Annotated in this window: 19 protein-coding genes and 1 pseudogene; 5 read left to right on the forward strand and 15 right to left on the reverse strand. The window is 45.9% G+C overall.

The window, feature by feature from the left end; genetic code table 11:
- Window positions 1-18: 18 nt before the first annotated feature.
- Both lepA and DMN77_RS04655 read right to left on the reverse strand, forming a co-directional pair.
- Window positions 19-1836, reverse strand: coding sequence for a translation elongation factor 4 (gene lepA, locus DMN77_RS04650; RefSeq protein ID WP_068782123.1), 1818 nt, complete (start codon window positions 1834-1836; stop codon window positions 19-21).
- 108 nt (window positions 1837-1944) lie between these two features.
- A pseudogene (locus DMN77_RS04655) lies at window positions 1945-2149 on the reverse strand (glycoside hydrolase family 130 protein); the annotation flags it as partial.
- 620 nt (window positions 2150-2769) lie between these two features.
- On the opposite strand from DMN77_RS04655, the gene DMN77_RS04660 reads away from it, so the two are divergent.
- Together DMN77_RS04660 and DMN77_RS04665 are read left to right on the forward strand one after the other, a co-directional pair.
- Window positions 2770-3996 (forward strand): AGE family epimerase/isomerase, encoded by a 1227-nt coding sequence (locus tag DMN77_RS04660; protein ID WP_179013746.1) that lies wholly within the window; start codon window positions 2770-2772, stop codon window positions 3994-3996.
- Window positions 3997-4037: 41 nt separating this feature from the next.
- The gene (locus DMN77_RS04665; protein ID WP_179013748.1) at window positions 4038-5222 is read left to right on the forward strand and encodes a glycoside hydrolase family 130 protein; all 1185 of its coding nucleotides are present in this window, start codon (window positions 4038-4040) and stop codon (window positions 5220-5222) included.
- Between the two features lie 264 nt (window positions 5223-5486).
- On the opposite strand, the gene DMN77_RS04670 is transcribed toward DMN77_RS04665, so the two are convergent.
- Window positions 5487-6236, reverse strand: coding sequence for an acyl-[acyl-carrier-protein] thioesterase (locus DMN77_RS04670; RefSeq protein WP_179013749.1), 750 nt, complete (start codon window positions 6234-6236; stop codon window positions 5487-5489).
- A 182-nt stretch (window positions 6237-6418) separates the two neighbouring features.
- Here DMN77_RS04670 and DMN77_RS04675 point away from each other — a divergent pair, with 182 nt between their 5' ends.
- Window positions 6419-7618, forward strand: coding sequence for an MFS transporter (locus DMN77_RS04675; RefSeq protein ID WP_068782127.1), 1200 nt, complete (start codon window positions 6419-6421; stop codon window positions 7616-7618).
- Window positions 7619-7626: 8 nt separating this feature from the next.
- Here DMN77_RS04675 and DMN77_RS04680 read toward each other — a convergent pair whose 3' ends face one another.
- The 4 genes from DMN77_RS04680 to gpr all read right to left on the reverse strand — a co-directional run bounded on the left by DMN77_RS04680 (window position 7627) and on the right by gpr (window position 11931).
- Window positions 7627-8685, reverse strand: coding sequence for a LacI family DNA-binding transcriptional regulator (locus DMN77_RS04680; protein WP_256872236.1), 1059 nt, complete (start codon window positions 8683-8685; stop codon window positions 7627-7629).
- A gap of 112 nt (window positions 8686-8797) precedes the next feature.
- Window positions 8798-9268 (reverse strand): hypothetical protein, encoded by a 471-nt coding sequence (locus DMN77_RS04685; RefSeq protein WP_179013751.1) that lies wholly within the window; start codon window positions 9266-9268, stop codon window positions 8798-8800.
- A gap of 71 nt (window positions 9269-9339) precedes the next feature.
- Window positions 9340-10671, reverse strand: a complete 1332-nt coding sequence (locus tag DMN77_RS04690) for a stage II sporulation protein P (RefSeq protein ID WP_068782532.1) — start codon at window positions 10669-10671, stop codon at window positions 9340-9342.
- Between the two features lie 243 nt (window positions 10672-10914).
- Window positions 10915-11931, reverse strand: coding sequence for a GPR endopeptidase (gene gpr, locus DMN77_RS04695; RefSeq protein WP_068782129.1), 1017 nt, complete (start codon window positions 11929-11931; stop codon window positions 10915-10917).
- Window positions 11932-12133: 202 nt separating this feature from the next.
- Between gpr and rpsT the strand changes: the two genes are divergently transcribed.
- Window positions 12134-12406, forward strand: a complete 273-nt coding sequence (gene rpsT / locus DMN77_RS04700) for a 30S ribosomal protein S20 (RefSeq protein WP_068782130.1) — start codon at window positions 12134-12136, stop codon at window positions 12404-12406.
- 313 nt (window positions 12407-12719) lie between these two features.
- Here the strand turns inward: rpsT and holA are convergent, their stop codons facing one another.
- The 8 genes from holA to DMN77_RS04740 form a co-directional block, all read right to left on the reverse strand.
- Complete coding sequence (holA, locus tag DMN77_RS04705) at window positions 12720-13739, reverse strand: DNA polymerase III subunit delta (protein ID WP_068782533.1); 1020 nt, start codon at window positions 13737-13739, stop codon at window positions 12720-12722.
- Between the two features lie 309 nt (window positions 13740-14048).
- On the reverse strand, window positions 14049-15302 hold the full coding sequence (locus tag DMN77_RS04710; RefSeq protein ID WP_179013752.1) for a zf-HC2 domain-containing protein: 1254 nt from the start codon (window positions 15300-15302) through the stop codon (window positions 14049-14051).
- Complete coding sequence (locus tag DMN77_RS04715; RefSeq protein ID WP_068782132.1) at window positions 15299-15847, reverse strand: RNA polymerase sigma factor; 549 nt, start codon at window positions 15845-15847, stop codon at window positions 15299-15301. Before DMN77_RS04715 ends, DMN77_RS04710 begins: the two co-directional genes overlap by 4 nt.
- Before the next feature lie 730 nt (window positions 15848-16577).
- A complete protein-coding gene (locus DMN77_RS04720) occupies window positions 16578-21149 on the reverse strand; it encodes an RCC1 domain-containing protein (RefSeq protein ID WP_179013753.1) in 4572 nt (1523 codons plus the stop codon).
- 17 nt (window positions 21150-21166) lie between these two features.
- Window positions 21167-21808: a hypothetical protein gene (locus tag DMN77_RS04725; protein WP_179013754.1), complete on the reverse strand. Its 642-nt coding sequence runs from the start codon at window positions 21806-21808 to the stop codon at window positions 21167-21169.
- A 364-nt stretch (window positions 21809-22172) separates the two neighbouring features.
- Window positions 22173-22556 carry a hypothetical protein gene (locus DMN77_RS04730; protein WP_179013755.1) on the reverse strand — a complete coding sequence of 128 codons (384 nt, stop codon included), beginning with the start codon at window positions 22554-22556 and terminating at the stop codon, window positions 22173-22175.
- Between the two features lie 150 nt (window positions 22557-22706).
- A complete protein-coding gene (locus tag DMN77_RS04735) occupies window positions 22707-23225 on the reverse strand; it encodes a deoxycytidylate deaminase (RefSeq protein WP_068782133.1) in 519 nt (172 codons plus the stop codon).
- Window positions 23226-23239: 14 nt separating this feature from the next.
- On the reverse strand, window positions 23240-23815 hold the full coding sequence (locus DMN77_RS04740) for a ComEA family DNA-binding protein (RefSeq protein WP_256872237.1): 576 nt from the start codon (window positions 23813-23815) through the stop codon (window positions 23240-23242).
- Between the two features lie 108 nt (window positions 23816-23923).
- Between DMN77_RS04740 and comER the strand changes: the two genes are divergently transcribed.
- Window positions 23924-24760 (forward strand): late competence protein ComER, encoded by an 837-nt coding sequence (gene comER, locus DMN77_RS04745; RefSeq protein WP_068782135.1) that lies wholly within the window; start codon window positions 23924-23926, stop codon window positions 24758-24760.
- Window positions 24761-24885: the final 125 nt, after the last annotated feature.

Genomic DNA, 24885 nt, shown 5'->3' on the forward strand with positions numbered 1-24885 from the left:
AAGTTGAAGATATCTCTTCTATTTATCATCAATCTTGAGTACAGCCATAAACGCTTCCTGCGGTACTTCAACACTGCCGACCTGCTTCATCCGCTTCTTGCCTTCCTTCTGCTTCTCGAGCAGCTTCCGCTTCCGCGAGATGTCACCGCCGTAACACTTGGCAAGCACGTTCTTGCGCATGGCCTTAACAGTCTCCCGGGCGATAATCTTTGTTCCTACTGAAGCCTGGATCGGCACCTCGAACATCTGGCGCGGGATCAGCTCGCGCAGCTTCTCGCAGATGATCCGGCCGCGATGATACGCCTTCTCGCGGTGAACGATAAAGGACAGAGCATCGACCTGCTCGCCGTTAAGCAGAATATCCATCTTCACCAGATTGGATTTGCGGTAGCCGGAAATTTCGTAATCGAAGGAGGCGTAGCCTTTCGTGCTCGATTTCAACTGATCAAAGAAATCATAGACGATCTCCGAGAGCGGAATTTGGTACGTAATCGTCACACGGGTCGTATCAAGATACTCCATGTTGACGAATTCACCGCGCTTGGTTTGGCAGAGCTCCATCACGGTACCGACAAAATCATTAGGTACAATGATCGCCGCTTTGACGTAAGGCTCTTCCACATATTCAATCTTGCCGATCTCCGGATAATTAGACGGGTTGTCAATCGTAATCATCTCGCCATTAGTCAGCGTGATATGATAGATAACGCTTGGTGCCGTCGTAATCAGCGGAATATTGAACTCACGTTCGATCCGTTCCTGGATAACATCCATATGAAGCAAACCGAGGAATCCGCAACGGAAGCCGAAGCCGAGGGCACTGGAAGTCTCCGGCTCGAAGCTAAGCGATGCATCGTTCAGCTGCAGCTTCTCCAAGGCCTCACGAAGATCGTTATAATCCGAGGATTCGATCGGATAGAGACCGCAGAACACCATCGGATTAATCTTGCGATAGCCTGGCAGCGGCTCTAAAGTCGGATTCTTGGCATCTGTTACCGTATCACCGACCCGAGTATCTCCGACATGCTTGATCCCGGCGACGATAAATCCAACATCGCCAACGTTTAATTCATCAACAATGGTCATCCGCGGCTTGAAGGCACCCACTTCGATAACCTCAAACACCTTTTCGGTAGCCATCATTTTAATTTTGGAACCCGCCTTGATTTGACCGTCCACAACACGCACATAGACGATAACGCCCTTGTACGGGTCATAATGCGAGTCAAAAATCAGCGCCTTCAGCGGCTGATCCGGCTCGCCAGTTGGTGCCGGCACCTTCTGTACGACCTGCTCCAGAATCTCCTTGATCCCGATGCCTGCTTTTGCAGAAGCATGAACCGCCTCACTGGCATCGAGCCCGATTACCTCTTCAATCTCTTCTTTCACACGTTCCGGATCCGCACTTGGCAGGTCAATCTTGTTGATAACCGGAAGTATCTCCAGATCGTTATCAAGCGCTAAGTACACGTTAGCAAGCGTCTGCGCTTCAATTCCCTGCGCCGCATCTACGACGAGCAGAGCGCCTTCACAAGCCGCGAGGCTGCGCGATACTTCATACGTAAAGTCCACATGTCCCGGGGTGTCAATCAGGTTAAGAATGTATTCCTCACCATCATCGGCCTTATAGGACAGCCGAACTGCTTGCAGCTTAATCGTGATGCCGCGTTCCCGTTCCAGATCCATATTATCGAGCACCTGCTCCTGCATTTCGCGGGAGGTGAGCGCGCCGGTATATTCGAGAATCCGGTCAGCTAATGTCGATTTCCCATGGTCTATATGTGCAATGATACTGAAATTACGAATTTTTTGTTGTCGAAGCTTAATATCTGTCATCCTTACCCCCACCACAAAATCCTTTGAGTACAATCAATTCATTATATCAGTTGCAAGGACGGACAGCAATTAGACAATTGTAAAAGCTGCATTTACATAAATAACCGGCTATAACCTGCCGATTTCAGCATCATCCGCGATATCTTCATGGGTAGCAATCACGTAGTCGGCAATTTCCTGGATCGTTGTATACGCCACAGCGACATAAGTATCAGCCGCACCACTAGTATATGGCAATCCTCCCCGTTGCGGCGTCCTGCAGCGTTGCGCACGGGAAGACAACATTAGGAACAAACCCCCGCTCTAGCGTCCAACTCTAACGAAACTGGGTATCGCTATTTGGGCCAAAACGCTTACTAAATATTTGTAACGAAACTGAGGAGCGTTATTTGGACATTTTCGGAGCTAAACACCCGATTTTCTCCCAAATAACGATCTGTAGTTTCGTTAGATTTTTTAAGTCACTTTTTTTGAGGCAATAACGTTCGTCAGTTTCGTTAGAGTTACCCAGCCGCCGGGATGACGACGATGTTTTGTATCCGGCATGATGCCCAATTACACATGTGTCGATCCTCCCAACTTCTATGTCGATCCTCCCAACTTTATGAGTTCACCAAATAATTCTGGTCCGTATACTTTAATAACCTCCCCCGAGGCAATCACATTCCCCGGTTCCTAGAAATGCAGCACAGCGATTCGACAACCAACAGATACTAACAAATATTTGAAGGAGCGAGCAAGAATTATTGTTGAAATAAGCGGGGAGTCGTTTTATATTAGCTATGAGGTGTTTAGTTTGTTATATTGTTATATAACAAATGATAACAAACACTGTTTTCAGAGTGCTTTTTATGCAACAAAACGATTCTGTTTTATTAACCTTTGCCGAAAACGTCCTTGAGATTAAGATTCCCACAAAGGAGGTGTTATGAAATGATCAGCTTCGAGCAGTGGAGCAAGGAATTGCAGCAGGAATTGCAAGCCAACATCCTGAACTTCTGGACCGAGCACAGCATCGATCACGTCAATGGAGGCTTCTACGGCGCTATTGAACAGCCTATGAAGCTAATCCCTGAAGCTGACAAAGGGCTTGTCTTGAACACGCGCATCCTATGGACTTTCGCTGCAGCCTACCGTGCCCTGCAGGTCCCCCATTACCTCGAGATAGCCGATAGAGCTTATCAATATTTGAGTGAATATTTTCTTGACCCCGATTATGGCGGGTTCTTCTGGATGGTCGATTATCAGGGCCGCCCCAGTAACGATAAGAAGCAGATCTATGGGCAAGCTTTTGCCATATACGCCCTGTCCGAATACTATTTGGCAACGAAACATCAAACCGCTCTGGACTTATCTATCACCACCTATCAGCTCTTGGAGAAGCACAGTTATGACAGCGTATACAAAGGTTATGTCGAAGCTCTGGCCCGTGATTGGAAAGCGACGGATAACCTGAGTCTTAGCCGCAAAGATTTGAATGAGAAAAAATCGATGAATACCCATCTTCACATCCTGGAGGCCTACACCAATCTGTATAGAATATGGCCATCGCCCGAGCTTACCGTAAGCTTGACCGAGCTGATCCAGGTCACAATGCAGCATATTATCGATTTGCAGCAAACGCGCTTCAATCTTTTCTTCGATGAGAGCTGGAACGTTAAGGGTGATCATATCTCTTACGGCCACGATATCGAAGGGAGCTGGCTGCTTGTCGAGGCGGCGGAAGTGCTAGGCAATGATGAATTGTTAAAAGAGGTCCAGCGGACCGCTGTCGCCATGGCTGCTGCCGTGCTGGAAACAGGTGTGGACGCTGACGGAGGAATCTGGAACGAAGCAGGTCCAAACGGATTGATTGACGCTAACAAAGATTGGTGGCCGCAGGCTGAAGCGATGGTTGGATTTTTCAACGCCTATCAATTAAGCGGAGAGCAGAGCTTCGAGCAAGCGGCGCTGCGTTCCTGGCAGTTCATTCAGAAAAACCTTATTGATCACACCTATGGCGAATGGTATTGGGGAGTTAGCCCAGATGGATGTCCTTTCCCCCATGGACCTAAGGTCAGCGCGTGGAAATGCCCTTACCATAACAGCAGAGCATGTCTGGAAATGTTAAAGCGACTGAAAGATCAAGCATTAAATGAACGCTGCACACCCATTTCATAAGTTTAAATTGGTTCCATCACATAAGCCCTGGAGGGAATACTATGAGTCTATTCGAAGACCGGAAGCAAGCCATTACAGAACGTTATGAACATCTGATTACCCGCCCTAATGAGAAAATCCCTTACGGAAATGGAGTCTATGATCGCTATAAATATCCGGTACTAACAGCAGAGCACGCACCACTTATCTGGAAATATGATTTCAATCCGGCCACCAATCCATTTTTCGCTGAGAGACTTGGGATTAACGCCGTTCTTAACCCTGGTGCTATCTATCTGAAGGATAAGTATTACCTCGTAGCACGCGTGGAAGGCTATGATCGCAAATCTTTCTTTGCTGTTGCCGAGAGTGATAACGGCATCGACAACTTCCGATTTTGGAATCATCCGGTTGTCATGCCGGAGACCGAAGATCCCGATACGAACGTCTATGATATGCGTCTAGTCCAGCATGAGGATGGCTGGATTTATGGCCTATTCTGTACCGAGCGCAAAGATCCTGACGCTCCCGCCGGAGACCTCTCCAGTGCGGTTGCGCAATGCGGAATCGCCCGTACCAGGGATCTGATCACCTGGGAGCGGCTGGATGATCTGAAATCCAAATCTCCACAACAGAGAAATGTTGTATTGCATCCGGAATTCATCGATGGAAAATACGCCTTTTATACCCGGCCACAGGACGGCTTCATCAGCGCCGGATCTGGCGGGGGCATCGGTTGGGGGTTGTCCGAATCTATCGAGCATGCCAGCATCGACGAGGAATTCATCATTGATGAGCGCTGCTACCATACGATTAAAGAGGTCAAGAACGGCCAAGGCCCTGCCCCGATCAAGACAGACAAAGGCTGGTTGCATATCGCGCACGGCGTCCGCGGCACCGCAGCCGGCCTAAGATATGTTCTCTATGCGTTCCTTACAGATCTGCAAGCGCCTTACAAAGTTACGCATCGCCCGGGTGGGCACTTTATCGCCCCGCAAGGCGAGGAGCGGGTTGGCGACGTCTCCAACGTCGTATTCTGCAACGGCGTCATCGCCCGGGAGAGTGGAGAAGTGTTCATTTACTACGCCTCCTCCGATACACGAATTCATGTAGCAACAACGACAATAGACCAACTCTTCGATTACTGCATGAACACTCCTGAGGATCCGTTTCGCTCTTACGCTTGTGTACAGCAAAGAGTGAATTTAGTCGACCGGAATCTGGAATATACGAGAGTACACTCTTAGAGGCTGTTAAAGGGTCCGCTTTTATAGGAAAACCGTTCGAAGTCATTCAATAGATGAGCGACCGTGCCCAAAAGCAGGCTTTCTTGCAACATAGAATTTCATCGGAACTACTCTGACAACGAATAAATTCGAAGGGAATCAGGGAGCAAATTCGCAACGAGCTTGGATGCTGAAAGCCAGCCTTTTTGAGCGCCCACTTGTAATAAAAACAAGAAGAAGTGCCTGGGTTAGAGTCTCCCGGGCACTTCTTCTGTATATGAGGAGCTAACGAGCGGCAGGAGCTTTAAACTCCAACTCCGCTTCAAATAATATTCGATCATCCGTCGTCCTGCTGCTGATCCAGCAACGCTGTTCGTTATCCTCTCCGGTTAATATCGTGATCGTCTCGCCCAGCATCGCTTCCTGATGATAAGTAATCCGGAAGTGAGTCATGTCTCTAGCAAATTGTTCTGCCGACAATGCATCCATACCCAGGCTCGCAAATTGTGCATTATTGACATGTCCGTTCATATCAATGCTGCTCTGCCGGACTGTATAGTCATATGCCGGACGCAAGTCTATGCCTTCCGGGATCTGTACCTTCTGAGGCGCATCCCCTACCGAATCCTCATGGTCAGCCGGTATTTCCCGAGGCAAAGCGGAAGGCCGCAAAATCCGCCGCTTCTCAAGATCAACCAATATCCATATCGACCTCGCTTGGCCCATCCTCTCGCCCTGCTTACCATAAATCCGGAAATCACGCAGCCATTGGACCCCTTTGTGTCCCTTATGCCAAGATTCCAGCGTTATTTTGTCGCCGTAACAAGGCATATTCGCAGGCAGCTCGACATCAATTGTTGTGAGCATCCATGCCATTCCCTGCTGCATCATTTCCTCGGTCGGCAGCCCAAGTCGGGCTACTTCCTCATCAGCAATCCGTTGTAACCAGCTCAGCAAAGTTGAGACCCTGCAACGCTTCATACTGTCGCAATGATCCGATAAAATATCGTGAGACTCTCTCTTATGTTGTGCCAATGCCACTCGCTCCTTCACTCCTTCGGTCATACAATTGTTATGTAGAAAGTGATCGGTTCTAATGATTAATCGTGCCAATTGCAGTATCATAGAAGCTAACTGAACAAATCTATGCGAATTCTCAATGGAATAATACCACCATTGGTCACTCTATTGAGCAATCGTCAACAGGAGTGATAACCGTGGAAACTTGGAAGAAAAACTTATGGGTATTATGGGTCGGTTCTTTTATTGTATCATCCAGCTTCTCAATGGTCATTCCGTTCTTGCCGCTCTTTCTGATTGATCTTGGAGTGAGCAAACATATCGAGCTATGGTCAGGTGTGCTGTTCAGCAGCGCTTTTCTGGCCGGAGCCATCTCCTCCCCATTCTGGGGAGCCGTTGGCGACAAATATGGCCGCAAGCCAATGATTATCCGGGCCGGCTTCGTCCTGTGCGTCATCTATCTACTTACCGCCTTCGTTACGAACGAGTACCAATTGCTTGGCCTGCGGATCCTGCAAGGCCTTTTATCGGGATTTATCCCCGGGTCTATTGCCCTCGTAGGAACGAATACGCCTGAGAAAAAAGTAGGCTACGCCCTTTCGATGATGTCTACCGCGACCGCAACCGGCAATATTATGGGACCGATGCTTGGCGGCATTCTCTCCAAAATCTTCGATAACCGCATCGCCTTTGGCAGTGCCGGTGTCCTCTGCTTCCTCGCTACGATTCTGATTATTTTCATGGTCAGGGAAGATTCATTCGTTCCAAGCAAAGACTCCGGATCGATTGTACATACTTTTAAGCTGGCGGCCGATAATCGTCCCCTGATCCTCGTTCTGATCCTGACAATGCTTACGCAATTCTCAGTGATGACAATTGAGCCTGTATTGTCCTTGTATATCGTCGATCTGGGGCATAACGCCAAGGATGCCTCACTCGTCTCAGGGATTGTCTTCTCGCTGGTCGGTATAGCCAGTATTCTCTTCGCACCACGCTGGGGGAAATATGCCGACAAAGTCGGATTTCACAAAATATTGCTGATCGGCCTGTTTGCTGGCGGAATCGGCACGCTCCTGCAGCTTCCGTTCCATAATATCTACTGGTTCTCTTCGATTCGCTTCCTGTACGGCTGCTTCTTCTGCGCTGTATTCCCTGCGCTGAACGGTCTGGTCGTCCGCACGACTAAACCGGACTTCCGCGGACGCGCCTTCAGTCTGAATCAGACGGCCAACCAGATAGGCGGAATGCTCGGGCCGCTTGTTGGCGGAGCAATCAGCGGCGTCTGGAGCATTCATTCCGTATTTTGGATCACAGGCGTTCTGCTGATCGGCACGATGGGACTTGGTTATTGGTCACAGCGGTTCGGCAAACATGGGCAGCCTTCATCTCCCAATTAATTGCCGACTTAATTGCTTACAGCTCCCGTCGATTCACGGAGAACCAGCTCCGTCGACATCAATATTTTCTCGATAGCCAAATCCGGCTGTTCGATCCGTTCCATCAGCTTCTTTACCGCGCGGCGCCCGATGGCCTCTTTGGGAACATTTACAGTGGTCATCGGAACTTCGCTTCGGGCGGCATCATCAATATTGTCAAAGCCGGCTACCGAGACTTGTTCGGGAACAGATACACCCAGGTCCTGCAGAATGTAGACCACTCTCAGCGCAATCGAATCATTGGCACAGACAAGCGCCGTCGGCAGAGTATTCTCTTGTTGCTTGGTCTGCAATAGAGCAGTTAATTCATCAGCGTATGCTTCTGTCTCCACCCCTTGGAGCCACAGCAGCGGATCATCCCCCTGCTGAACCTCCAGACCACTCCGTTCCAGCGCGTCACGAAAGCCTAACCAGCGGTCACGGAAGCTGCGCGAGAAGGATAGATTGCCGAGAAAGCAGAGCTTCTTATGACCCAATCCAATCAGATGATTGCAGAGCCTGGAGAGGCTGTCCATATTGTTGGCAAACACCGTATCGGTGGGAATCAGCGCATCCTCATGATCCACTAATACGGTAGGGATGCCAAGACGGTGTACCTCCAGCAGAAGCGATGAATCAATCTGCCCCACGCCAACCATCCCGAGAATTCCTCCCGGGTTCAGAACATGAATGATGTTGTCTACACGGGACTCGGATATAATGACCATTCCCAGCCCGCGACGTTCCAGCTCCGCAGATATCCCCTCCATAATTCTGCCCCAATAGAGCGACTCCCTCGTCTGAAAACGAATGTTAGGCATCAGCACGATGACAGACTGCTTACCGCTTGCCTCAGAGTAAAGATGCAAGTCTACCTGATTTTTGATATAAGCATTCTTCTGTGCAAAATAACCAAGCTGCGAGGCCGCTTCAATGACCCGGCTTTTCGTGGTTTCGTTTACCCCGCCTTTGCCGGACAATGCCTTGGAGACAACAAATTTGGACACGCCCAAATGATCGGCAATCTGCTGCATCGTAATCTTCTTCAACTTTATAATACCCCCGCAATAAAATAACAGTTTTGTGTTCAATAAAAATAATGCAAGTTCTACCTATAAAAATTAGTATAACAAAGCTGTGTGCGGGGATAAACAGCCGTTATTATCCTTCCGGGTTGAACCAAGAGGCGACCCAGTGAATTCCCTTCTTGGAGATTTGCTGCAGCAGGTTAGCCGTTTTGTCGGCGATCTGGTCTACCCCTGGAGCTTCTGCAGGTGGCATTAGAAGCTCCGACGGAGTTTTCGACACCTCTGCCCCCGGAGCTGTCTGGTATCCGGGCTGGCCCGGCTGAGGAGTTACAACATAATAACCGTCAGGTACAACACCAGTACCTGTATTCCCGGCATAACCCCCGTTCCCGTTAGTTGTGCTTCCGTTCACCCACACGGGTTGGGCTCCCGTCCTACTATAATAGTAACCGTTCTGCCAAAATCCGTTGGAGGTAGCGTTAGCCTCGGCGTATTGCGGATTATAAGTGCCCGCTGTACCTCCATCTCCCATTTGCATGCCCAGAGTTACTCCGGCTGCCAGCAATATTAGATAAAACACCGTTCTCCTCATCTTTTTGGCCATTTCGACTAACGCTCCTTCCCGGACTCGGTCTGTCATTATTTTAGAAAATCAACTTAAGTGTTGAAGCAAGATTATTTTTTCGTATCAGTATTGCTCTTATTCGTATTTTTATTGACGCTCGCTACAGTCTTATCCGTATTCTTCCCGGCCTTAGCCATCGTCCCTGCCTTCTCGGTATCCTGACTCTCCCAATAGATATCTGCGATAATTCCGGCCAGTACTTTGACGGTGTTATTAAGCTCTTCCTCGGAATTATCGATACCGCCGATCTCGATTAAAATATTGTTGGGCGATAAGGACTGGTTATATTCTCCGTTGCCTTGCGCTGAGGTCTTGCCCCAGATTCCACGCGATATTCCCGGGTAGGTTTTCTCCATCCGATCATGGATTGAGCTGGCGAATTCCTCATTCTGGCGCCAATTTTCGTTGGAATGACCGATGATGAAATAGACCTGCGCATAGTTCACCCCGTCAATCGTTGCCGTCGTCTTATCATGACGCTTCGAGTCACGATGGATATCGAAATAGTACTGCAGCTTGCCGTTCTCCGCCATCGCCTGTTTAACCGTCTCTCTTGAATATTTATATGAATAATTGTAATTGTAATTACTCACTGTTGCTTGATAGTTAACAAAAGAGTGCAGTGCGGCTACGCCCTTCTTCTCCAGCGCACTGGCCAGCATCTTGCCGACAAGCCCAACGTTCTTATCCTCCTTTGAAGAACTGGGATTGTCCACATTTGAACCCAACAGCGGATTGTATGATTCCTGTGGATGAGAGTGATAGATCATCACGATATTCTTGTTGCCCGGTTTGATAGGCGATTCATCATCCTTGGGATCCTGTCCCCCGGACTTATCCGGCGGTTGGACGTTGTCTCCCCCCTGCTGCGAATCTGGTGCGGGCTGATCCCCGTCTCCGTTCCCTTCCTGATGATCCGGCGCGCTGCCATCGGCACCGGAACCGGGCCGGTAATCCTCCGGAGCCGAGGCCGTATTATTGCCTGAGCCGCTGCGCAGAAGTATCGGGTTGTCTGCTCCAAGTCCGGGTACTTCCCGGGCGATCAGACTCTTCGGATCAGCCGGATTAACATCGGTCAATAATTGAAATACAAAATTCGTCATTTTCTTACCGTCAAAGACGAGCGACTGCTTCTCATTCACCGAATGCGGCAGCTCCATGCCTACCATATCGATAAAAAAACGGCTCGACAGCGAAGCGGCAAGCCCCTTCATCGAAGATACCGGTGAATTGTTCAGGCTCTTCTCGGCAATTCCCAGGGTGCCCAATAAGACAAAAAATACGGCTGCCATCACCGACATTAACAAGAAGGTTCGTCCCATCGCCAGCATATGCATCATGCTTCGTTTGATTTTGCCTATATTCCATGCTCTAAATTTCATGCTTCCTCCGTCCTCCCTAGCCAGTTGTTCTATCGGAATCATTCCTTGTACTCCAAATCTATGAATCTATTCGAATGAATAGAACCTAGAATTCTAACAACAAAGAAGAAGTCCGCTAGATTCGTTGAACTACGGGCTTAGGAGAAAGAAGGCCCAACATTCCAAAGGGGAACGGTGCCCCTTTGGAATGTTGGACCCTGCCGGCGGCGAAGCTATTTGCAATTCTCCATCGCTTATCGCCGTCTAGTGCGTATAACTTGCCACATTGTCAGGCGTTACCGCCTCATGTAAAGACAGGTTAAGTCCGCTTGCGATTACATTGGCAATGTCTTCAATGAATTCATCGATTTCCTTGGGTGTAACGATCAGGTCATGTCCCAGCGGCTCGAGCACCTCTTTGACAAGTCCCAGCCGTTCACCTTCACTCAGGTCATGGAGCAGACCCATAATCTGCTTTGTCTCCGACCCCTGGCCATCACTGCTCTCATCGTTGAAATGCGTCTTCATCAGATCAAGCACATTGTTCACGATTGTAGAGGCGTAGCACACCGTCGGAACGCCGATCGCTATACAAGGAATGCCGAGGATTTCTTGGGTTAACCCGCGGCGTTTGTTGCCGATGCCCGAGCCTGGGTGAATGCCGATATCCGCGATCTGAATCGTCGTATTGACTCTTTCCAGCGAGCGGGAGGCCAGCGCGTCAATAGCAATGATCAGATCCGGCTTCGTCCGCTCCACGATCCCCTGCACCACCTCGCTTGACTCGATACCGGTGATCCCGAGCACGCCAGGAGCAATAGCGCTAACCTCTCTGTAGCCGGGAGCAACCTGGTCCCGAGCCAGTTCAAAGAAATGACGGGTAACAAGCACATTCTCCACCACAAGTGGTCCAAGTGCATCCGGGGTCACATTCCAGTTGCCAAGTCCAACGATCAGCACCTTTGCCCCGTTATTAATGCCTATTTTATTAAGAAATCCACTAAACTCCTGAGCAAAAGCTGCCGACACCTTCTCCTGCAAATCAGTATCCTGACTACGCAGGCCCGGCACTTCTAAAGTAATATAATGACCCATCATTCGGCCAAGCTGCTGTGAAGCGTTCTCGTCAGTGACATCCAGCCGGGTAATCTTGATTCCGTCATGCTCGTCCACCTGCTCCTGTACGCCGGGCAGCGGACCGCCATGCACCGTCTCGGCCATTTCCTTCGATTCAACCGCTAAATCGGTTCTTACCGCATAATCACGCAAATCCAGATTCATCTGATTCAGACCTCCATTTCCTCTTTTGCCTATACCTGTTATTGTGCAGGAAAGGAATTCCGATTATGCAAGCAAAGTTCATCAAGTTCACTTTTGTTCATTCACTTTTGATGAATTCGTTGCAATTTGGCGGGACGCGTGATAAAATATTTTAAGTTGTGAATCATCTGGCTTGATATATGTTTTACAGGAGGTGAATGCAATGCCAAACATTAAATCCGCAATCAAACGTGTTAAAACTAACGACAAACGTCGCCAACTTAACGCTTCGCAAAAATCTGCACTGCGTACTGTAGTTAAAACTGCTGATACTGCATTGACAGCTAACGATGTGGAAGCAGCTAAAGCCGCTTTCGCCGCTGCTACCAAGAAATTGGACAAAGCCGTTACTAAAGGTCTGATCCATAAGAATGCAGCAGCTCGCAAGAAATCCCGCTTGGCTAAAAAATTGAACGCCCTTACGGCTCAAGCGTAATCGGCGACATTTTAATAAACTGAAGCCTGAAGAGACCTGAACGAATTCGTTCAGGTCTTTTTGGATTTATTACTAACGAAACCAGGTATCCTTATTGACACCAAATAGAGCAACTCAAAATTGTAACGAAACAGGGGATCGCTATATATCCGAATTAAGGTTACGACCTTAGTTTCAGCACAAATAACGATACGGTGTTTCGTTAAACCTGAATTGCCCTTGTTTTTGAGCCAATAACGTTCTGGGGTTTCGTTAAGATAAAATAAACAAATGAGCGACCCACAAACTTGATGAATCACATGAGGCCGCGCCTCTACGCCCCAAGTTTCAGCAGGAACATTTCCAATCCAAGCACTTTATCAACCCGCCCGCTCTTCATGCGGTAATCCAGCTCAGCCAGCTCTGACAATATGCCCCGCAACGCCGCAGCTTCGAATTTACGCGCCTGTTCACCGGCAATCTTCACCGCATAGGGATGCAGACTAAGCTGAGAAGCGATCTGCTGCTGGGAGTAGCTCTGCCTGGCCAAATCCTTAACCTGCAGCATAATGCGGAACTGGCGGGCGATTAGGGCAGCGATTTTAATAGGCTCTTCACGCTGCTTAAGAAGCTCATAGAATATATCGAGCGCCTTCTCCAATTTCAAATTCGCGATATTCTCGACCATAACGAATACATTTTGCTCCGTGCTCCTCGCTACCAGCTGCTCCACTGTGGACGGCTCGATTTTGCCTCCCGAGCCCGTATATAGACAGAGCTTGTCCACCTCGACCGACAGGGCTGACAACTGTACCCCTGCTGAAGCGATAAGCGCCTCCGCCGCATCCGTTCCAATCCGGCAGCCTCGGCCCTCCACCTCGCGAACTACCCACTGCACAAGCTCAGCTCCGCTAAGCGGCAGGAAGGACAGAACGACTCCCTCGCTTTTCATCGTCTTAACGATCTTCTTGCGCTCATCCAGCTTCTCGCTGTTAGCCATAAACACAATGACACTATATTCAGCAGGATTAGCGCAATAGGTCAATAACGTCTCCAGCTTATGCTCGATTTTGCTATTGTCCCTGCCTGCTGTAAATACAGCGGAATCTTTGGCAATGATCAACTTGCGCTCAGCCAGAAAGGGCGGCGTCTCTGCTTCTTCAATGACCACCTCCACCGGGGTCTCCGCCAGATCAAAATGAGCGAGCGCGAAATCGCGTTGGTCCGGGTCCACAATTTGCTCCTGCAATAAGGCGATAAATTGCTGCATCTGATATTTCTCTGTTCCATAACACAAATATAAAGGGGAGACCTTCCCTTGTTTGATCTCTTTGATCGCGGCCTTCACATCCACCATTTTTCCCTCCTTGTCTATTTAAGAGGTATTTGAAAAGTCCATCTTTTTAAACACTCATTGTATTATCATATCTCGAAAAACACGGTTCGTCCAAGCCGCATTTTTCAGATCAACATAGGGTGGTTCGCATTTAACGCAACAAAGGGACCCCGCTATATTAGCATAAGGTCCCTTTGTCCCAGAACATCTATATAAACGCGGGCTGAAAAGCTCTAGAAACTTTTCCGCCGGCGGTCATACGACGATCAGGGTCCGTCTTTTCTCTCTAATCTATATAACCTATTCCATATCTCATAAAAAGGTGACTCATTTATTTGTATTTTTTTGAGTTTGGTCCTTATTTCCAGGTGAGCCGGCATCGCTTCCAGCATCCGCCTGCAACGTATAAGTGGAAGTCACGCCATCCTTCTCGATCTCATACTGATACGATTTGCTGTCCTCGGACCAGGAGCCTCGCACCCATACACCATCAAAGGGCTGATCTGTAATCAATGTGCGGCCGTTCATACTATCTATGTTGTTCTGATACAAATAGAGATGGCTATCGTTAACCTCGACCGTAAAGCCTCCGTCCGGCGAAGTCCAAATATCCGCAGCCAGTATGCCCATGATATTTTTACCAATTGTAAAGGGATGGTTCTCAGTGGAATCCGCGGCATCTCCGGTTCCCTCCGTTGTTTGGTTATGAATGTCAAAACTGAGATTGTCCTTGGCAGCTTTATCGCTGGCAGCTCCCCAGTCTGTTGCATTTCCCGAAGCGGTTGAGCTAGGCGTAGCTTTCTCCTGCTTGCCGTGCTGTCCACTCGAAGCCTTATCGCTGGCAGACGCATCGGTCTTATTGGGGGCCGTCGTGTCCGCTGAATCCCGCTTGCTTATTGGAGCCTGAGCATCGTTCTTGTCCCCGACAGGAGCCCCCCCCATCCGTGCAGCATTAGGGTTCTCATCTCCTGCATGGCCATCTTGCTGATCTGTCGATCTCAAAACGCTGTCACCGGCCTTACCAGCCGGATCCCCGCTGTCCTCCGGTGCTAAGTAGCTCTGTACACCACCTTCATCAGCAGCAGAGCTATCTGTACGATCTGACTGGGCTGCCTGATCATTACTGGACATAGATTGCACCGACATTTCCGCATCGGACACCGTATGCGGCTGGTAATTGTAAATGAATATGCCAAGGACCAACGCGGCAGTTACGCCAAGTGCCCCGGCGCGAAAAGCGCGGCTCCGCCACGGACTCTGCCTGCGGCTGCGGCTTGCCGCCGCTTCTGCAGACCTGGCAACCAGCGGCTCCATCCCGGGAAGCACCTCTGAAGCGCTGCCCTCCTCCCGGCGGGCCCTGTCGATCTCATCCAGCTGAGGAAGGATCGAATCAACCAGACTGATCTTCGGCATAACCTTGGGAAGCTGTTCTAACCTGGAATTCAGTCTTTTCAATATATCAAATTCTTCGGCACAATCTCGACACATGCGGATATGCTCGAATAATCGGGCGCTTTCTTCATCGTTCAAATCATGGTCTAAATAACGATGCATCCATTCCACCGCCTCCGAACATTTCATCCTGACACACCACCTTTCTGATAATCTTGGAGTAAATGCTGAAGCTGTTGTCTCGCCCTGAATAAATAGGATTTCACCGTATTCAGCGGTAAATTCAAACAGTCAGCAATTTCATTGTACGAGAAGTCCTGCAAATATCTCAGAACAACAACAGAACGGTGATGTTCCGGAAGCTGATCGATTGCTTCGCGAATGTCCTCTGCTATGTAGCCGGACATCACTTCCCTCTCGACACTCTCTTTCCCTTGAAAAACAAGCTCATGCTCTTCAATAGAAACCGTAGGTTTGTTCCTTCGGAACTTATCAATACATATATTGGTTACTATGCGCTGAACCCATGTCTTGAATTGCGCCTTCTCCTCATAGGAATCTATCTTCGTATAGATCCTGATTAGCGCCTCCTGGGCTGCATCCAGCGCGTCCTGTTCATTATTCAAAATATAATAGGCCGTCCGGTACACATGTGTTTCTATCTCACGCAATAGGGTGATTAGAGCGTCGCGATCGCCCTGCTGAGCGGCTCTGATGAGTCCCTGCTCTACCACTAAGGCTCCCCCTTCCTTGCAACATTACAGACGATATCGGCCAGCGATATGTTGCAACATTGTTATTCTATTTTTTAGACAAATCTTGTTAGGCTCTAAAAATTTGAAACATGCACTTTTAAGTAGTTTATTTTTACATATATGTTCTCAATCTCACCTAAGAATACCAAAAAAAAGAGAACGCGTCATCCAGCGGACACAGTGTAAAAATAAAAAAAGAGGTCGCTAGTGACCTCAACAAAATCCAGTCGTACTATGAGACGTGGGAAGGAGTGAATAGTTTCTATGAACACTGCCTATTCTGGCTGAATCTCCCTCAAATTTAAACTTATTATGAGCCTCCTTTGTACTAATAACGATAGGCTCTCTACAGCTGTCCTTCAGGATTTTCACCTTAGAAATAGCTCATACTAGGCACACGTTAAGATAAGTCGCTCTTTCTTGAGCGACTTATCGAAAATTGTAACCTAATATCATTTTGACAGTAAGCCTCTCTTCAGTTACTTTAAAAAGAGGCTTACCTTCTTTTTTGATTTACATCTTCTAACAAATCACTTCTCTTGAGGCGAGCAATTTGGGTACTATTCCATCGTCAAGTCTAGCTGTAAGTTCAAAATAATCTTCGTTAAATACAACCCGCATATCAGTGGGAACTTCTTCAACTTAATTATCATCACTACATATAACTTTTCTGAACAATCATTAGCTCGCTTTATTTCTTCTACTGTCATTAAAGGTAATGCTTAATGTTGGCATGAGTAATTATATATGTTTGAAATTTATCAGAATCCATTTTAAATCTACCCAATAACGCATCAACAATTATTTCTTCGTCGGATATATTGTCTCGCATAATATCTTGATCTGGATTTGGAAAAATATTAGCATCATCTACACCTGCATCATTTGTTTCTTTTGATTGTTCTCTAACTGGTTCCCCAACTTCTGATTGCTCCTCATCAAGTAGGACGTTAATCTCCACTAATCCAACTAAATCAGTCCCAACCAGGCGAAAAGTAAGAATATGATTTCCATTAATTAATAGTGTTAATGGAATAGTGGCCAGTCCTTTATCGAACTCAATGTCAACTATAGTTCCACCTAGCTTTGAAAGGTAGATATTCCCTATTTCCCCTGGGCTATCTTCACTTAAAACTTGATAACCTGTTAACTCAAGTTTTCTTAAACCAGAGAAATTCGTGTCAACAGAATTGTCAAGTCCATAAACAGTAAATGTTATTGTTGTTTCTTCCCCAACACTAATAGCCTTTTTACTTGCTTCTGCAGTCATTTGATGCTGCATACTTCTTAAAGAGGATACCTCAGAATATCTCACCCAGCCAACACTCGACCACTCTGACCACAGATGCTCATCATTGACTCTCACTCGAACCTGGAACGTTTGTCCACTTGGTAATGGCTCTGTCACTGTCCATGCGTTCACATTAGCGCTCAACGGTTGCTTCACTTCACCGGAATCCACTACCACTGTTCCATCTGCATTTAATACCTGTACCTGGTACAATGCAAAGTTGGTTAATGCTGCATCCTCCTGCGTCCAGCGAATTACCGGATTGCTTACATTACTCTCTTCCGGTACTTCTTGGCTACCCAATGGATACGTCAGTTTCACCTTCGGCGCGCTATTAACCTGTACCAACGCTGGTGTCGTATGCGCAACAGTTGTCCCGTCTCCTAGTTGACCAAAGTTATTGACACTTCCCCATGCATATACACTTTCATCGGCTTTTGACGCCACTACATAACTCTTACCCACTGCAATTGCATTAATTTCTTTTAATCCTACAACTTGTGTTGGTGTTCCACTTGTCCAGTTCCATACGCTGCCATCCTCGGCAATCGCATAGTTGCTATCCCCTCCTGCTATACTCTTGATTCTGTTTAATCCACTGACTGGCCTTATGTCGGATGTACTTCCTCCCCACACCAACACGCTACCATCTTTCTTCAGTGCTAAGCCATAGTTAAAGCCATTATTCACCGCTATACTTGTGATGTCCATCAAGCCGGTTATTAACTTCGCTTGAGTAATGTAGCCTGGGTAATCCGAACTCACTCCTGGGATAATATTATTAATGGTTCGTCCCCAGCCATATACAGTTCCGTCCACTCTAAGCGCATAAACGTACCCGTCTCCGGCTGCTAATTCACTTACCCCGCTCACATTATTAGTTTTCACAGGCATATTTCGAGCAGTACTACTTCCATCCCCTATCTGCCCTTTGTCATTAATGCCCCATGACCACACTGTTCCATCATTCTTCAACGCATAACTTGTGTTACCGTTCGCAGCAATCCCTATGATTCCACTTAGGTTCTTCACCTGAACTGGTACCGAATTGATCATCCCGGTAACACCATTGCCCAACTGACCATAGTAATTGTACCCCCAAGCCCATACTGTTCCATCACTCTTTAGGGCTAAACTATGGTACATACCCGCAGCAACAGAAAGTACATCTGTCAGTTCCGGTACTTCCACTGCTGTCGTCTTCGAGGTCGTTGTTCCATCTCCCAATTGGCCATAGTAGTTGTACCCCCAAGCCCATACTTTACCATCTGGTTTCACCTGCAACGTATGATTACTTCCAGTTCCCACTAAACTCTTAGGCGTTCGAACAACAAATATACCGTCCAAGGATGAGTTAGTGGCTTCATCTCTTGCTACTATAGTAAATTTATACGATCTATTCGATACCAAGTTATTGAATGTAAACTCTGTTTCAGTCGTACTCCCCACAAATACTGAATCCAGGAAAATATCATATCCTGTTACTTCTACATTGTCTGTTGAAGGTAACCAAGATATTTTAATCTGGTTATAATTATACAATAAAATCTTAAATCCTCCGGGGGTTGACGGCCGTGTCTTATCAACCTTAGCCTCTCCCGAGACTTCTTCACTCAAATTGAATACATTATCTACTGCTCTTGCATAGACATTGTGCAATCCTTCATAATCAATAATTATAGGAGCTATATAATCCTTCCACTCACCGTTCACTCCAATTTTAAATTGATATTTTTGAAACCCACTATCTATATCTATACTTCCAGATAACGTTACTTTCACAAATTGATTTGTCCATTTTAAAGGCTCAATTGTCATTGAGGGTTTTGTTGGTAAGGTAGTATCTACTTTTACTGTCTCTAATAATACTTCTGAATCATTTCTATTCTTATCTCTTACAAAAGATTTGAAGTTGTAGATACCGGTATTAGGTAATGGAATCGGTTTTGTATATTCTTGAAAATCGGATTTGTTAAGATCGTAATATGTTTTATATACTCCAGACTGATTGTCCTGCCCTATTAAATTATAATAAACACCAACTCCATACCATTCATTAACTCCCTTAACACCATCAATACGTGAGGATATAGTCGGGATAATCTTATCCAGAGTACTGTCCTTATCTAATTCAACAGATGGAGGAAGTATTCTATCAATGGTTCCATCTCCATTACTATCAACTTTCAGCTCTATTATTCCATCTTTGCTAATTTCCGAGGTGAAAATTGAATTAGGAGTTACCTCAACTCCGTCGAATCGCAACGTCTTTTCTTCAATGTCGTTTTCATCAGTCCAAATCAGGGAGTATATCATTTCTCCGTATCCAGTTCCCTGGAGTTTAACAGTATAATTTGCATCCTCTAATAAAACAAACTTATTCTCGCCGTCCGTATAATACTCTCCGTAAGGAATGTTATTCTCATATGAATCATTATTTAAAGCACCAGCATGATTACCTTGTGAATCATAAACGTGAACGTCAACAGGACATTCAACTTTTAATCTTAATGACTTGATTTTTTTTGAAGTTTTTCGAATATTAGGTGCAAGTTGTTCAGGCTTATTTTTTAAAATATTTCCGATTTGTTGTTGAACGCTTTCATTTCCTGGAAGCTTGGTGTGTTCCTCTTTTATATAATATACTTTATCAGGGTTTATCTTAGCTGCTATGTTTGCGCTAATTAAAGGTACAGTGCCATCTCCCTGTATGCTACTGATTTCAGATACCGCATTATTTCTATATAATGGTACAATTACCTCACCAGGGGTAGCAATTTGATCGCCAATTATAAAATAAGAGTCAACTAACTTAAGTGATGAGAGAATATTTAATTCTTTATGAAAATTACCTGCGCGAGTAAGCATAGTACCATTAGCCCAGTTGCGTTTCTTTTTAAAAAAATCCATAGTATCACTATAACTGGTTAACTCAGTTCTTTTATAATTACTCGACTTCTTCCAAGATGATGTATTATTCAATTCTTCTATCGTTAAATATCTCGTTTGGTTATAAGTAAAGTAATTCTCTGAAGGGAGTAACTGATATGCAGATATAATATTAGGAATAATACTTAGAATCGCATCGTTAATCACCACATTTTGGAAACGCTTTGCTGCATTACCTGTTTCAAACATATATACAGATTTAGGTGATCCTAAATAAGGAGTGCCGATTGTAATTAATTTATCTATGCTACTTGCGTTGCCTTCTTTGATATATTCCGTAGCAACTAATCCCCCCATACTATGAGCGACTATATAAACTTCACTGTACGGAGATGCCGAATGCTCCTTATCTATAACTTGTTTTAATTTCTTTGCGTTCTCAGATATATCCAGTCTCCAGTCATATCCAAAATTCACGACATGATAATTTTGTTTTTCAAGGTATGTACTTATACTTTTGTAGAAGTCATCAACAGGATCTCCTGGAACAACAATATTTTTACTAACACCCGTACCAGTCATTTCTAACTTTCTAATATTTTCGGTAACATGAATGTTCGTTTCTGGAATCCACGCTTTTACATTATCGACATATAAGTCAGTCCCCATTATTCCAGGAATAAATATTACTCTATCTTTATAAACGGTTACAGATGTCTGCCCACCATATTGTGGTGCATCAATTGGTTTAACAATAAATGTGTATGTTCCTTCGTCCATTGGGCTATATTCAAACACATTACTTAAATCATTTGAAGAATCATATAAATCACTAATCCACGTACCTTTTAAGTATACGGTAATTTTAACCGTATGTGGCTCATCATCAAATCTATAGTGAATCTTAATTTTATTGCCAACTTTCACAACTGGCTCTTCAACCCATACACTTGTACTTCTAATGCCAATGTTAGCTGGAGCATTGTCCATATCTTGAACTGGAAAACCTAATATATCAGTACTTGTTTGTGCATTTACCAGGCTACTGAACGCTGAGAGTTGAATCACAAAACATAATAATATAACCAAAATTTTCTTCAATACTATTCACCTTTACTCTATTTATATTTTATTTCTTTACATTTACTAAAAGGTGCACAATCAATAAACGTTTTTTGATTATCGAAAATAAGGCTAATAAATAATTTATTTTCATAATCATAAAAAATTAACTGGAATTTAGAGTTTAATTTGGGTATTAAGTCCAATATCATCTCAATTTCATTTTTATTAATAGTACTTTGATTGGTTTTGATAAGAACAATCGAAAATACATTACCTTCTTTCTTTGTCGTTTCTTCACTAAGAGCAAAATTAATATTATAAGGTAATTTATTCTTATGAATCTCCTCCTCAATGTTTTGAAATAATTCATTTTGTCGTTCAGTTGATATTACATTTAATTTTTCTCCAATTTCACCAGATAAATTAATTATTGCTGGAGTGAAAATTAGAGAAATAGAAAAAACAACAATGCTTGCTATAAAAAAGAAAAGTAATTTATTCTTCACAAACCACTTTTGAATGAAATAAAATATGGCCATAATAGTAACTAAGTATGTAAAATTTTTAAAAAAAGAGAAAAAGCCATTGTCGAATCTATTCATAAAAATTACTAGAAAGAAGTCAGAACCTAGTACTCCTAAAAATAGAGTCAAAAATAATAATAAAACATTAATTAAAAAAAATTTATTTCTCAATGAAGTCCTCCTTAAAGTAATTTACCACTAAGATTTTAGATTATTATTTTCTTGCATTAATACACTTTCTTTACTTCTACTAAAAATCCATTTAGAATCGCCAATAATTAATCTACTTATTATCATATGAATATTTGAATATAAGCCTCCTCTGTAAAGTTTTATAATGTCTTTTTTATCCGCTAAAGACAAGATAAGTATAGCGCTTACAGTTGGTCGAATACTGTCGAATTTTAGAGGAAGAGAGAATTATTTTTCTGAGTTGTTTTTTAGCGAAGCATGCTCAGAAATAATGGTATTGGAAAATGACGCAACCACTGCGTTGCTTGTAAAGAAAATCGATCGTGGACACAAGCGAGTCTCTTTATTCCAACACTTGCGGATACTCTACGCTCTGTAAGGCCGCTGTAAAGGCTACGCGATTACCGTCAACTTCTACGGCCGAGACGATCATTCCGCTTGCCCTAACCATAGCGGCACCCGGAGTTATATTACCTGCAGCAAGCGCAGTGCTAATCCTGCTTACATTTCTTCCATCGTTGATTTGCCAATATATAGCTCCCAGCGAAAAAGCAAGCCATAACAAAAACATCTGTCTTGGCCGATATCTGAGCACGATCCCCGGCAAAGGGAGCAGCAGGGTCAGCCCGCCCCAAATTAGCCATAATGAGGTTCCATGCCATAAGACAGCACACCCGCTTCCGGCAATCCAGCAGCAGATAACCATTGCCAACGGTCTGCTTTTCACGATTTTCTAACCTCCCCTTGTTCAAATTGTCGTAAGAACCCGGAACAACATTATAAGACGACAAAGAACCCCACCTGCCTAAGCAGATGAGGTTCTTCCTTCATCATGTCATCTATTTAACTTTGATCTTTAATACCAAGGTACCAAGTATCAGTTCTCTACCGCAGTTATCGTCTCCTGTGGCGGCTGGTAGGTGTCCAGTCTACGGAACCGGATGCCCACCTGCTCCAGCATGGCCCTGACTTTGTCGGTATCCTTGGGATACGGGCGGTGGAAGACGATCTCTATAATCCCGCTGTTTGCGAGCATATTCGCACAGGTCCAGCACGGTTCATCTGTTACGTACACACTTGAGCCTTCGCGATCAATTCGGTCGGTGAACAGCAGAAGATTCTGTTCCGCATGGATCGTGCGAATGCAGCGCTGTTTTTTGACCATGGTCTCTTTACCGTCCTGAACAACTAATTCGTATTCCTCGGAGATCATGCAGCCTGCTTCCGAACAATCCGGAACACCGGAGGGTGCTCCGTTATACGCTGTTCCGAGCAGCTTCTTGCCTTGCACGAGCACAGCCCCAACATGGCGCCGATCACAGCGGGAACGGGTCGACACCATATAGGCGATATCCATGAAATACGTATCCCAATCTTTACGTTGATCATGATTCATTGTTCGCTAATCTCCTATCTCAGCCCTACAAAGGGCCTCATTTTTTCAAGCATTTTTGCGCCGATTCCTTTGACCTTTGTTAAATCCTCTATCGATTGGAAGTGGCCATTCTCATTGCGAAATTGAATGATCGCCTGCGCCTTCTTCTCACCGATGCCCGGAATCTCTTGAAGCTCTGTCACTCCGGCTGTATTGATATTAATCAAGACGCTCTGGCCTTGGGCTCCAGCAGGTGGTGTGCCTTCGCTCTTAACCTGTGCATCCGCTGTGCCCGTACCTACAGCATTTGGCTCAGCGTTCCCCTTGTTATGATCCGGCCCAGCTGTATTCATATCAAGCGAAACCTGATCCGCCTGGCCTTGAGCCTGTGCCTTTGCGGTTTGCGGTGCCGATGCATCCAGAGCCGACCTATCTGAGGAGATATCATTCATATCAGCCGCTTGATCCTCCAGAGTCATCGCTACCTCCCGGTTCACTGGGACCCACCCTTCGATCCCTGAGGCCTGACTGCCTCCCAGGACAAGAAGCATCAATACCGCCCCCGCAAGCGCGGAGCAAATCGAGGTGATGACATACCCTTTATTCATCATATAACACTCCAATCTCAAAAGAATCTGTGCCGTATAGGTCATGAAGATCCAATCAAGATGCATACATATATAAAAACACTGCATATTTGCACGAAAGGAGGAAACGGGATGAAAGTGGCTTTCATCGGAACAGGATCTATGGGCAGCCTGCTAATCGACGCATTTCTACGCTCCGGTGCATTGCATCAAAGCTTCATCTGCATCAGCAATCGTTCCCCGCATAAGGCGGAACGGATTGCAGGACGCCATCCCGGAATACGCATCGTAGACAGCAATGTCGAAGCCGCGCGTGAGAGCCAAATTATATTCCTATGTGTGAAGCCGCTGGATTTCCCGGGCGTCCTATCGGAGATTAAGGATGTGCTGACGGATAAACAAATTATCGTATCCATTACGAGCCCTGTTCAGCTTGAAATGCTGGAGCAGGCCGTTCCATCGCGTATAGCAAAAATCATTCCCAGCATTACACATTCGGTGCAAAGCGGAGCGTCGCTCTGCATATATGGTTCGCGCATCCAGCCGGAGGATCGTCTCTTGCTGGAGCAACTCATGTCATCGATCAGCACTCCATTAATCATCAAGGAGGAACAAACCCGGATCGCCTCTGATATTTCAAGCTGCGGCCCTGCCTTTATCGCGTTCATCCTGCAGCGTTGGGCCGAAACTGCGGCCGAGATGACGGGAATTGACAGAGGCGATGCCTTGTATCTGGGGTCGCAAATGCTGCTCGGCACCGGCAAGCTGCTTACGGAAGGCGGACTGTCGCCGGAAGAGCTCCAGCGGCGCGTCTCCGTACCGGGCGGAATCACCGCCAAAGGCATTGATATTTTAGATTCAGGGCTGCAGGACGTGTTCTCCAGGCTCATCGACGCCACGCATCAGAAGTATAATGAAGATCTCGACAAATTAGACAAATTGTTCAGTGAAATCCAAAACGAACGGTGATTCTATGAACTACTACATATTACTCCAAAAATGAGGTTTAAAAAGTTCGACTTCCTTATCAAAGGCAGATTCTTGACCGAACTCTAAAATCGTATAAAAAGAGGGAAGACCGCCGGGTTCGGCCG

The sequence above is a fragment of the Paenibacillus sp. 79R4 genome (assembly GCF_013393165.1).
GTDB lineage: Bacteria > Bacillota > Bacilli > Paenibacillales > Paenibacillaceae > Fontibacillus.